Origin of the sequence: Kitasatospora sp. NPDC087315, from assembly GCF_044744345.1 — a bacterium.
Lineage (GTDB): Bacteria > Actinomycetota > Actinomycetes > Streptomycetales > Streptomycetaceae > Kitasatospora.
Window position 1 is genome coordinate 50543 of sequence record NZ_JBIUYD010000040.1, and the last position, 11341, is coordinate 61883.

The 11341-nt window shown below is 72.4% G+C and carries 12 protein-coding genes and 1 pseudogene; 6 read left to right on the plus strand and 7 right to left on the minus strand.

Features of this window, described 5'->3' with window-relative positions; all coding sequences use genetic code 11:
* A partial coding sequence (locus tag ACIO5D_RS36495; protein WP_400800477.1) for a trypsin-like serine protease occupies positions 1-904 on the minus strand: 904 nt, incomplete at its 3' end.
* 408 nt (positions 905-1312) lie between these two features.
* Here ACIO5D_RS36495 and ACIO5D_RS36500 point away from each other — a divergent pair.
* Positions 1313-2458, plus strand: coding sequence for a serine hydrolase domain-containing protein (locus tag ACIO5D_RS36500; RefSeq protein ID WP_400800480.1), 1146 nt, complete (start codon positions 1313-1315; stop codon positions 2456-2458).
* Positions 2459-2487: 29 nt separating this feature from the next.
* On the opposite strand, the gene ACIO5D_RS36505 is transcribed toward ACIO5D_RS36500, so the two are convergent.
* Positions 2488-2880 carry a hypothetical protein gene (locus tag ACIO5D_RS36505; protein ID WP_400800483.1) on the minus strand — a complete coding sequence of 131 codons (393 nt, stop codon included), beginning with the start codon at positions 2878-2880 and terminating at the stop codon, positions 2488-2490.
* A gap of 103 nt (positions 2881-2983) precedes the next feature.
* On the opposite strand from ACIO5D_RS36505, the gene ACIO5D_RS36510 reads away from it, so the two are divergent.
* A complete protein-coding gene (locus ACIO5D_RS36510; RefSeq protein WP_400800486.1) occupies positions 2984-3709 on the plus strand; it encodes a hypothetical protein in 726 nt (241 codons plus the stop codon).
* A 183-nt stretch (positions 3710-3892) separates the two neighbouring features.
* Here the strand turns inward: ACIO5D_RS36510 and ACIO5D_RS36515 are convergent, their stop codons facing one another.
* Complete coding sequence (locus tag ACIO5D_RS36515) at positions 3893-5149, minus strand: RNA polymerase sigma factor (RefSeq protein ID WP_400800489.1); 1257 nt, start codon at positions 5147-5149, stop codon at positions 3893-3895.
* Positions 5146-5514: a YciI family protein gene (locus tag ACIO5D_RS36520; protein ID WP_400800492.1), complete on the minus strand. Its 369-nt coding sequence runs from the start codon at positions 5512-5514 to the stop codon at positions 5146-5148. The genes ACIO5D_RS36515 and ACIO5D_RS36520 overlap by 4 nt, the downstream gene beginning before the upstream one ends.
* Before the next feature lie 200 nt (positions 5515-5714).
* Between ACIO5D_RS36520 and ACIO5D_RS36525 the strand changes: the two genes are divergently transcribed.
* Positions 5715-6035 (plus strand): hypothetical protein, encoded by a 321-nt coding sequence (locus tag ACIO5D_RS36525; protein WP_400800494.1) that lies wholly within the window; start codon positions 5715-5717, stop codon positions 6033-6035.
* A 223-nt stretch (positions 6036-6258) separates the two neighbouring features.
* Here the strand turns inward: ACIO5D_RS36525 and ACIO5D_RS36530 are convergent, their stop codons facing one another.
* Positions 6259-7998 carry a serine/threonine-protein kinase gene (locus ACIO5D_RS36530; RefSeq protein ID WP_400800496.1) on the minus strand — a complete coding sequence of 580 codons (1740 nt, stop codon included), beginning with the start codon at positions 7996-7998 and terminating at the stop codon, positions 6259-6261.
* A gap of 178 nt (positions 7999-8176) precedes the next feature.
* Here ACIO5D_RS36530 and ACIO5D_RS36535 point away from each other — a divergent pair.
* A pseudogene (locus ACIO5D_RS36535) lies at positions 8177-8623 on the plus strand (hypothetical protein); the annotation flags it as partial.
* Here ACIO5D_RS36535 and ACIO5D_RS36540 read toward each other — a convergent pair.
* Positions 8522-8959 (minus strand): methyltransferase domain-containing protein, encoded by a 438-nt coding sequence (locus ACIO5D_RS36540; protein WP_400800499.1) that lies wholly within the window; start codon positions 8957-8959, stop codon positions 8522-8524. The pseudogene ACIO5D_RS36535 and the gene ACIO5D_RS36540 sit on opposite strands and share 102 nt — an antisense overlap.
* A gap of 13 nt (positions 8960-8972) precedes the next feature.
* Positions 8973-9482 (minus strand): GNAT family N-acetyltransferase, encoded by a 510-nt coding sequence (locus ACIO5D_RS36545; RefSeq protein ID WP_400800502.1) that lies wholly within the window; start codon positions 9480-9482, stop codon positions 8973-8975.
* A 321-nt stretch (positions 9483-9803) separates the two neighbouring features.
* Between ACIO5D_RS36545 and ACIO5D_RS36550 the strand changes: the two genes are divergently transcribed.
* Positions 9804-10052: a hypothetical protein gene (locus ACIO5D_RS36550; protein ID WP_400660145.1), complete on the plus strand. Its 249-nt coding sequence runs from the start codon at positions 9804-9806 to the stop codon at positions 10050-10052.
* Positions 10053-10286: 234 nt separating this feature from the next.
* A partial coding sequence (locus ACIO5D_RS36555) for a trypsin-like serine protease (protein WP_400800504.1) occupies positions 10287-11341 on the plus strand: 1055 nt, incomplete at its 3' end.

Here is an 11341-nt window from a genome sequence, read left to right on the forward strand (position 1 = left end):
TATAACCACTGGTGAAATCACCCAGAGCACCACTGGGCGCCGTCAACGACGTATAGAAACCGATCCCCCCGTCACCACGGTAGTAGGCCATCAGCGCATCGGCGCGGCCGTCCCCGTTGGCATCACCGCGCACCCCCGCACTCCGGACGGTGTCCTTGACCCAGCCGGTGAGGTCATCGGTCCGGGCGCTGGAGACTCCGGTGCGGGTCTCGGTGCTGCCGAGGCAGCCACCCTGCCAGGAGCGGGAGGCGACGGCGACGAGTTCGGCCTTGCCGTTGGTCTCACGGACGGTGGGAGCGCCGGTGTCGCCCTTGCAGACGGCGGCGCCGTTCACGCCGGTGGTGTCGACCGAGGTGGTCTTGACGGCGTCGAGGGTGAACTGGCCGGAGTGCAGCTTGAGCGGTGCCCATTCGGTCGTGGTGCGGCCGTAGCCGGGTACGCGCAGGGTCTCGCCGGTGGCCGGGGCGGTGGTGGCCAGCGGCAGCGGGGCTATGCCGTCGACGGGCGTGGCCAGGCGGGCCAGGACGAGGTCGCGGTCCTGACGCGGTACCAGCTCGACGATCTCCGAGACCGCCCCGGCCCCGGTGTTGGTGAGGTCGGTGCGGCCGATGGTGGCGGTGGTCTTCCACTTCGGGGCACCGGCGGCGAGGGCGGCGGGCTGCGCGGGGTCGTCGGCGAAGCAGCTCGCCGCGGTGATCACCCAGAGTCGGTCGACCAGCGCACCGGTGCAGGCCCGGGTGTTGTCGCCGATGTCGAGGCGAGCGGTGTAGGCGTACGTGCCGTTGGCGGCGGGGGCGCCGGTGACGGCGCCCGCCTGGACGGCGGAGAAGGTGGTCAGGGCGCCGGCGGCGACGGCCGCGGCCAGCACGCCCCGCCAGGTACGGAGAGAGGTCCTGCGTAGCATGGGTCACTTTCTGAACGCAGAGTTGGACAGGAATGGGTGGCGCTGTTCGTCAGCCGGTGACGCCGAGTCCGACGACGGCGGTCGGGACCGGCCGGCACCTGGGCATGGGCAAGAACATGGATCCCCCTTCCGACGGCCCACCCCGTGAAACGATCATGCCAGGGCGATCGGACACTTGTGCGGTAACCGACAACTGATTCATCCTCGGTTCACCTCGGGGGAGGCGGTCCGTCGCCCGTCCCGTATCGCCCACAGACGAACGGAAGCCCGGAAGAACGAAGCTCGGCAGAACGGGACCCGGTAAATCGTTCGTGCCGGACGGCGCGCCACCGTAACGTGACCCGGTCAGTGATCGCGGCCGCCGCCGGGGCGCGCCACGGCCGCATGCGGAAGAACGGGACGAGAGCCATGCAGCAGTACCACGGTTGGGCCGACGCGGGCTTCGGGGCGGTCGCCGACACCTTCGCCCGGAACTTCGACGACTTCCCCGAACTCGGCTCCGCCGTGACGGTGTTCGCCGACGGGCGCAAGGTCGTGGAGCTGTGGGGCGGCATCGCGGACGAACGCACCGGCCGCCCCTGGGCGCAGGACACCGTCGTCCCGGTCTTCTCCTGCGCCAAGGGCCTGGTCGCCGTCTGTGCCCACCTCCTCGCGCAGCAGGGCCGCCTCGACCTGGACGCGCCGGTGAGCCGCTACTGGCCCGAGTTCGCGCGGCACGGCAAGGAGGCCGTCACCTGTCGCATGGCGCTCGGCCACCGGGCGGGCATCCCGGCCCTGGACGCCGTCCTCCCGTTCGACGAGATCGCGGCCTGGACGCCGGTCGTGCGCGCCATCGAGGAGCAGCGGCCGATCTGGGAGCCCGGCACCGCGCACGAGTACCACGGCCATGTCCTCGGCTTCCTGATCGGCGAGGTCGTCCGCCGGATCACCGGGCTCACCCCTGGCGCGTACTTCCGCGAGGCCGTCGGCGACCCGCTCGGCCTGTCCGCCTGGATCGGCCTGCCCGACAGCGAACTCGGCCGCGTGGCACGGCTGGTGGAGGCCGAGGGGCGGCGCCCGATGCCCGGCCCCGAGCATCTGCTCACCCGCATCGTGACGATGAACGGCGCGCTGGTCTTCCCCGGGCTGGACGAGCCGCACGGCTGGAACGACCCGGCCCTGCACGCCGTCGAGCTGCCGGGCGCGGGCGCCGTCGCCTCCGCGACCGGTCTGGCCGGCCTGTACGCGGCCGCCGTGACCGGCATCGGCGGCGGCGAGCGGCTGCTCTCGCCGGACACGGTGACCGACGCCGTCCGCGAACTCTCCTCCGGGCAGGGCTTCCTGGGCTTCGACCTCGGCGCCCGCTGGGGCTCGGGCGTCCTGCTCGACTCCCCGGCGTTCCGCCCGCTGTTCGGCGCCCGCAGCTTCGGCAACGACGGCGCGGGCGGCCAGTTCGCCTTCGGTGACGACGAGTTCGGGGTCGGTTTCGCGTACGTCGCCAACCGCATGATCGGCCACGGCGACGCCCGCGCCAACCGCCTGATCACGGCCGTCCGCGAGTCCCTGGACGGCTGACACCTGGGGCCGTCACGGCGGCGGCGCGCTCACCCCGCGGCCGAACCGCGCCGCAGGGAGACGGAGGCGGGCACGGGCAACCCGACGGGCCCCGGAAGCTCGCCGGGCCCCAGGAGTTCAGCAGGCCCGGCCGGCACAACCAGCTCGGCCAGGGCCGCCAGCACCTTCGCCCGCAGACGCGGGTTCCCGGTGGTCCGGTCGATCAGGCCCAGCGCCTCCCGGAGGTACTCCGCGGCCCGGTCCGACCGGCCGAGCCGGTGGTGGTGGTGGTGGTCCCCCAGGTTGGCCAGCGTGATGCTCTCCAACACCTGGTCCCCGGTGGAACGGTGGCGGGCGAGCGCCCGGTTGAGGTGAACGTCCGCCGCCTCCGGGTGACCGGCGAGCAGGCCCACCACGCGGAGGTTGGCCTCGCAGACGCCCATCGCCCACTCGTCCCGGCTCTGCGGGGGCTGCTCCCGCAGAATCGCGATCGCCTCACGGTAGTAGGCGGCGGCGGGCCGGTACTGCCCGGTGCCGAGGCTCTGGTTGCCCAGGTTCCCGATCGCATGGGCCTCCCCCGTACGTGGGCAAGGGCGAAACCGGCTCGGCCTGACCTCCCACCACCCCCTGGGCCGCGCCTTCGCCGGCGCGGTCCCGCTCGCCGCGGTGCTGGCCGAAACGTACGCGGCGGGCCGGCTCTGGGGCGCCTTCCGGCTCGCGACCGACCCCGATTCCGCAGCCATCTCCATCTACCCCGCCGAGTTTGACGGCCCCCTCGTCGCGGCGGCCGCGACACTCGTTCCGCCGGTACTGACGGCGGGCGCGGTCCTGGCCAACCGCTGGTCCGCGGCGAGGATCCTCGCCCTGGTCACCATGGTGGTGGTGCCACTGGTCCGCGTCCTCGCCCTCCCCGGCCTGCTCGGCATGCCGGCCGACATCGCGCTCTCCTTCAGCCTGGACCTGCCCGACCTCTGGCTGCCCGTCCTCAACGCCCTCCTGCTCCTGATCGCACCGCCGGGCCGCACGCACCCGCGCTCCGCGGTGCCCTGGGCGCTCACCGTCGCCATCATCACCGGGGCATCGCCATCACCCTCACGGGCGGCTTCGCCACATTCCCACTCGTCACCCCGGTCGTCACCGGCGCCGCCGTCGCCTGTACGGCCCGCACCACGGGCCGCGCGGCACTGGCCTCGGTCCTTCTGGCCGCGCCACCGTTCCTCACGTCCCTCCTCATCGGCAGCGGCATCCCGACCCCGTACCTGCAACTGCTGACCGTCCAGTTCGCCTTCGGCTACGTGATCGCCCTCGGCGCGGTACGGCTCACCGGCCGGCTCGCCAGGCGGCGCTCCGGGCTTCTCTCCCGACGGAGCGACCTCTCAGGCCCCTGACCGACACCGGCGCCGCGGTCCGAGGGCGTGCGCAGTGCCGTCCCGACCGGGCCTGCCCCGGGCCTGGTCAGCCGGGGGCCGGACCGGCCGCCGACCGGGCGGCGCGGGCCTCCAGGTAGCGGCGCTCCGTCAGGCTGGTGGTACCGCGGGCGGCGCGCTGGTAGTACTCCCGGGCCGCCGGGTGGTCGCCGGCCCGCTCCAGCAGGTGTGCGCGGACGGCGTGCAGCCGGTGGTGGTCGGTGATCCGGTCGTCCGCGGCCAGTTCGTCCAGCAGGGCCAGGCCGGCCCGCGGTCCGTCGGTCATGGCGACCGCCACCGCCCGGTTCAGGCTGGCCATCGGGTTCGGCGAGATCCGCTCCAGGATCTTGTACAGCGTGTTGATCTGGCGCCAGTCGGTCTCGTCGGTGCTGGGCGCGTCGTCGTGCAGCGCGGCGATGGCGGCCTGCAACTGGTAGGGGCCGAGTGCCGGGCGGCTCATCGCGTCGGTGACCAGCGCGACGCCCTCGGTGATGCGACCGCGGTCCCAGCGTGAGCGGTCCTGCTCGTCGAGCGGGACCAGCTCGCCGTCCGGGCCGGTGCGGGCGTCCCGGCGGGCGTCGGTGAGCAGCATCAGGGCCAGCAGACCGGTCACCGCGCCGTCGTCGGGGAGCAGCCGGTGCAGCAGGCGGGTCAGCCGGATCGCCTCGGCGGCCAGGTCGTCGCGGCGCAGCCGGTCGCCGGAGCTGGCGGTGTAGCCCTCGTTGAATATCACGTACAGCACGTGCAGCACGGCGCGCAGCCGCTCCGCCCGGTCCTGCCCGACCGGCATGGTGAACTCGCTGCCGGCGGCCTTGATCCGCTGCTTGGCCCGGCTGATCCGGGCCGCCATGGTCGGCTCCGGCACGAAGTAGGCGCGGGCGATCTCCGCGGTGGTCAGGCCGCCGACCGCGCGCAGCGTCAGCGCTACCTGCGAGGCCGGGCTCAGCGCCGGGTGGCAGCAGAGGAACAGCAGGGTGAGCGTGTCGTCCCGGTCGGCCGGGGTCGGCTCGCCGGGGCCGGGCGAGGTCGGATCCGGTTCGCGGGCGGCCACCTCGTCCTCGCGTCGGCGCCGGGCCCGTTCGCTGCGGATCTGGTCGACCAGGCGGCGGCCGGCGACCGTGGTCAGCCAGCCGCGCGGGTTGTCCGGGATGCCCTCGGCCGGCCAGCGGGTCGCCGCGGCGAGCATCGCCTCCTGCACGGCGTCCTCGCTCAGGTCGAACTGCCCGTACCGGCGCACCAGCGCGCCGAGGGCCTGCGGCGCGAGCGCGCGCAGCAGGCCCTCGACGGTGGCGCGGTCGGCACTCACGCGGACGGGCCGCCGGAGAAGATCACCTGGCGGACCTCGATGCCCAGGCCGTTGACCCGGGCGTCCGGGATCAGCGCGGCCAGTTCCAGCGCGCGGTCCCGGCTCGCGACGTCGACCAGGTAGTAGCCGCCCAGGAACTCCTTGGCCTCCAGGTAGGGGCCGTCGGTGACGACCGGCGCCCCGTCGCGGACGCGGACCACCGAGCTCTGGGACGGGTCGGCCAGCGCCTCGGTGCTGACCAGTTCGCCGGACTCGCTGGTCGTCTTCATGAACTCACCGTGGCCGGCCATGATCTCCTGACGCTCCGCCTCGGTCAGTTCCTCCATGATGGCCGGGTTGATGTGCATGATCAGCAGGAACTTCATGTCCAACTCCTCACCGTCGCGGCGCCCGGTCGGGCCCCGTCATCAGGTGGTCGTAGCGGGCCGGCCGTCCTTGACATGCCGACGCGGGGTTCAGCGGATCAGCCGGAACCAGCGGATCGGGTGATTCCGCCGGCGCGGGTCAGGATCCGTCGAGCGGCTCCGACCCTACCGTGACGATCCCTTCCGAGGAGGTTGCCCCCATGAGCACGGCGAGCACGACGACGGCCGCTACGGCGCCGCCACCGGCCGGGGACGGCGCCGGGCGGCGGGCCTGGCTCGGCCGGGCTGCCCGCGGACGCGGCGGGCCCGGCCCGGCCCGGCCCGGCCCGGCCCGGGGGACGCTGGCCGGAGCGGTCGACGCGGCGCACCGGCTTCCCGACCGGGCCGCGACCGACCTGCTGCGCGCGGCGCACGACGCGTGCACCGGCGGGCCGCACGTGGCCGGCATCGCCGGCGCGGTCGCCTTCGCGGGCCTGGCGGTGTGCTTCTTTCGGGTACACCGCCGGTCCGGGCGGGGCTGACCGGCGCGCCCGGTCGCCCAGCACAGAGCGTGGTGGCGCGCGCCCCGGCGTGAGCGCCGGCACGCACCACCACCCTCATGCCCCCATATGCGCCTCACGCCAAGACGTGCGGCAGCGCCGGCACCCAACGCGACGGGCCGTCTGACGGAGGAACTGTCAGTTCCGGTGGACCACTGACGTGGATGTCGGTCTTCGACGCCGCACCCCGGGGGCCGCGTCCCGGTCACGAGGTGCGGGTGAGATCGCCGGACCCGCCGCGGACCTCCAGGTGCAGTGTCCCATTGGGCTTGATCGCATACACCCGTGGCGTCGAATCCGGAGTGCACCCGAGGCCCCCGGTCAGCGCCGAGACCTTGAGCACGACCTGATTGGCGCTCGCTGACTCCAGATAGTCGGTGCCGCTGCAGGTTCTGCCATCGGGCCAAATACTGGTGGCGTTGGCGACGACCTGGTCCACCTCTCCCTGCCGCAGGGTGATCCGATAGGTGACCGAACCGTACAGGCCCGGCTCGGTCAGGACGCCGCTCCATGAGCCGAGATATGCCTGCGGAATCGCACCCGTGGGGGACGGCGCGGCGGTCGACGGGGCGGCGCTCTGCTGAGCGGGCGCGCCCGACCGGGCCGGGTTCTGCGGCTGCCCGGTCGAGACGGACCCGCCGCCCGCCTGCGACTGCTGCCCGGCGGCCGACGACTGGCCGCGTGTTGACGATTCGTCACTTCTCGACAGCCACCAGGTGACGCCGACCGCGACCACGGCGACCAGCACCGATGCCCCGAGCACAGCGGGCAAGCGGCGTCGCACCGGCGGCTGCGGCTGCGGCTGCGGCTGCGGCTGCGGCTGCGGCTGCGGCTGCGGGAAGAACGGCGGTGCTCCATACGAAGGCATGCCCGTCTGAGCACCCGGCGGGGCCGAAGGCGGGAACTGCGGGGCCGGGGCCGCCGGAGCGCCGAACGCTCCGGCCGGCGGACCAGGGGGCACGTGCCCGCCCGGTCCCCCGCTCGCGCCCCCTTCCACGATCGTCGCGCGCCGCGCCTGGCCGGCACCCGGAGGCGCGGGCACGTGGTCGAGGTCCAGCAGCTCCACCGCCCGCCGGCCAACCGCCGCCGACAGCGTCCCTGGCAGCCAGGCCCCTTCGCTCAGCCGCGCCGTGCCGACCCCGGACCCGTCGAGCCGCTCGGCGAGCTCCACCGGCGCCAACCGCCGCGCCGGGTCCTTGGCCAGGCAGGCCATCACGATGGCGCGCAACCCCGGATCGAGGCCCCCCAACTCCGGGTCCTCGTGCGCCACCTTGTAGAGCATCGACGCGACACTGAGGCCCTCTCCGAACGGCGCCACGCCGGTCGCCGCGTACACCAGCACGGCGCCCAGCGAGAAGACGTCGGACGGCGGTCCGACAACGGCCCCCTGAGCCTGTTCCGGCGACATGTACCCCGGCGAGCCGATCACGAAGCCGGACCGGGTGAGCGCGGTGGCGGCCTCCAGAGCCCGCGCGATGCCGAAGTCGATCAGCCGCGGGCCGTCCAGGGTGAGCAGCACGTTGGACGGCTTGACGTCCCGGTGCACCAGGCCGAGCGCGTGCACCGCCGCCAGCGCCCCGGCCAGCCCGACCCCCAGCGCGCGCACCGAGTCGGCCGGCAGCGGTCCGAACTCCCGCACGGCCGCGCCGAGGGCCGGACCCGCGACGTACCCGGTGGCGACCCACGGGTGGCGGCTCTCGGTATCCGCATCCAGCACCGGCGCGGTCCAGCGGCCACCGACCAGCCGGGCCGCCCGGACCTCCTGCCGGAATCGGGCACGGAACTCGGTGTCCTCGGCCAGCTCGCTGCGGACCACCTTGACGGCGACCGTCCGGCCCCCCGCCGTACGGCCCAGGTACACCCGGCCCATGCCGCCCGCGCCGAGCCGCCGCAGCACCCGGTACTCACCGACCTGCCGCGGGTCGTCCGGCTCCAATGGCTCCATGCCCTGCTCCCCTCCCAGCCCCTCCGGCCCTCCACCCCAACCGACTGGCACGACCGTACACCCGCCCCGACCAGGTCCATATACCGCAATGCCCCTACTGTCAAAGCACTGTGACGCTCCACCAGAAGTGATCGCGACGGCCGTCGCGCGCGCCGCCCCAGGGCCTGTCTGGAGTCGTGATATCGGCGCCGATGGGCCGGTCGGCTACGTCGGTATCGGCCTGGGCACCGCGATCGGGCTGCCGCTGGTGGCGGTCGGGCCCAGGATCACGGCCACAGTCTTCGGCATGATGTGGCCCGATGCCCTGGTCGAGACGGCGAAGCAGATCACCGTCCCGATCGAGTTCGCCATGCGGTGGGACAACGAGCGCATCCCGCGCGAGGCCGGCCTCGCGCTGTTCGACGCCTTCGCCTCGAAGGAGAGGACGTTGCACGCCAACACGGGCCAGCACTTCGACTTCCCCAGGTTCGAGGCCGACAGCGCGGTCCGGTTCCTCGCCCGGCATCTTGGCCGGACGGTCACCTCACCGGCCCGAGGTGAGCGGCAGCGGCGCCCGGTCTGCCGACCGGGCGCCGCGACCGCGGCCCGGGTCGAGGCTGCGCATCCAGACGATGGATCCGCGTAGCTGGAGCCCCGCCATGTAGCTCGCGGGCGTCTTGTCGTAGCTCGTGGCCAGGCCCCGCCATGCCCGGATCTTGTTGATGCAGCGCTCCGCCGTGTGCGGAGTGTGGATGACGGACCAACGTGAGAGTGCGCCGCCCAGCACGCCGTCAGCGATGTTCAGCGCGGCCATCGAGCCCACGTCGAACCGCAGGCCCGGATAGGCCTGTTGAGTCGACTTGATCATCACAGCAGAGGCATCGACACCGAACGCCGCCAGCCCCGGCTCATCCAGATGGGCGGTGATGTGACCAGGCTCACACCCGGGTGTCGGAGCGCGCCCCCACGCCTGCGAGGTCACGCCGACGTCCCGCTTACGACAAGTCCTTGCGCATCAGCGCGCACATGGTCTCGTACCGGTGGATCGAACCGTCCGGCGCTTCCTCGTCCCATGCGTCGGGCTGCCGGTCGTAGGCCACGTATCCGAGCCGCTCGTACAGTGCGCGGGCCCGCGGGTTGCTCTCCTCGACACCGAGTTCGGCCCGCAGGATCCCGCGTGCCCGGATGCGGTCCTCCGCGGCCCGGACGAGCAGCGTGCCGAGACCGCACGACTGCAACGCCGGAAGAACCGCGAGCTGCCACAGTGTGCCCGCTCCCGGCCTTGCCCGGTAGTCGACGCCGCCGATCGCCACGGGAAGACCGACCGCCGTACAGACGGCCAGGTAGTCCACCTCGCCGGCCGCCGCGCGCTCCAACTCTGTGGCCACACAGCCCAGATGAGTGGCCGAGCCGGACCACGCGCACATCGGCAGATCTGCGGGCGTCAGATCACGCACGCGGACCGGTACAACGACCTCGGTCCCGCCAGTAGGCAAGAGGTTCATGCTCTCATCTCAGCAGGGCAGGAAGAGGCATGCCAGGGAATTTCGCGGACTGCACCGCATGCCACTCCTGGGCAGGAGACGAATCGGATCCGGCGCCACGATCGCATCCCGCTTTTCGGTGGACAAGTGCAGGGAAAACTGGGGAAGTTATGGATTCCGTTGTAACGGTGACACAGGACGACCGGACCGTCGAAACGGCGAATCGCACTCCTGGCAAGGGATTCCGAAATACCGTCAGGTCCACCGCCAGGCCCAATACCTGAAACTTTGATGCGGCCTGCTCGTTGAGCGGGTTGCGCCAAGGCCCGGACAGGTGAAGTCGTGCGCGGTGCACTGCACGGCGGCCGCCTCGACGGTGCAGGGGACCTCGCGGATCACCGCCGGACGGCGGCGATGATCCGGGTGACGGTGTCCTGCACGCTGGTGGTGCCCGCGTTCCACCGCTACGTCCGCTCGCTGAAGGGCCTGGTGAACGTGGTCGTCGAGGGCAGACCACGGGCATGTGAGCAGTACTCATGCAATACCAGCACTTTTCCCTTTCGGGAGGAATGCCCGAATCATCTCATTTGACTTCAGGGACCGCCCCTGCCGCTCGAAGGCGGCATGCCCACTGCCGGGGGTTTTGATGCCGTGCGCTGGACGGCTTTTGACGCTCAAGATCGTAAGCCGGTAGCGTCCGCTCGGCAATTCACGTGCGATGGGGGGGGTATCAGCGCCTCCCTGCCACGTCATTTTCTGGGAGTTCTTGTGCGTATGGTTCGTAGAACGGTATGGCCGCTCGCCGCCGTGCTGGCAATACCCGTGATGGCCGGTTCGATTCCGGCCTCGGCTGCTGAGGCCACGGCGCCTCTGGCGGTGGAGGGCTTCTCCTATCCGGGGGCCGCGCAGATCCTCGCGGAGCAGCACATCACCCTGAAGTCGGGGGACGGGAACATCCAGCTGGCCGACTGCACCTCGACGGAGAACCTGCTGGAGGTGTTCAGCCGGACCCTGAACACCGGTCCCGCCAAGGTCTGTTTCCGCGTCACGGGGCCCGTCGGTTACCTGGCGCTGGAGCTTCCGAAGGTCTACAGCATCAAGGGCGACGACCACGCGGTCAAGGCCACGCTGAACACGGACGGCTCGGTCAGCAGCTTTGACGTCCGTAAGAACTACTACACGCCGGTAGGCGAGGGTGCCTCCGCCGAAGGGACCACCCTGCTCGAGCTGTCCGCCACCGACGGACCGGCCGCACCGGCCGCCACCAGCGAGTATCCCGCGGCCGGCGCCCTCAACATCGGGCAGCCCGGCCGCACCGGCGCGCGGGCCTGCACCGCCACCCTGGTCGACCGCTACTGGGCCCTCACTTCGGCCAGCTGCTTCACCGACAACCCCGCCACCCTCACCGCTGGCGCGCCCGCGACCAAGAGCACCGTGACGATCGGCGGCAAGAGCGCCGACATCGCCGAACTCGTCCCCCGCACCGACCGCGACCTCGTCATGGCCCGCCTGGCCGCCCCGGTCGACGGCATCACCCCGGCCGTGTTCGCCACCACCGCCCCCGTCACGGGCGAGAGCTTGAGCGTGCCCGGCTTCGGCCGCACCGCCACCCAGTGGCGGCCGTCCGCCTCTCACACCGTCACCCACACCGCGGGTACTGTCACCGCCACCGGCATCGACAGCACACCCGCCGCCGGATCCTCCGCCATCTGCCAGGGCGACACCGGGGCCCCGCTGCTGCGCAAGAGCAACGGCACTGTCCAGGTCGTCGGTGCCGCCTCCCGCTCCTGGCAGGGCGGCTGCTTCGGCACCCCCGCCACCGAGACCCGCACCAGCGCCACCAGCACCCGCACCGACGACCTGGGCGTCTGGGTGAAGGA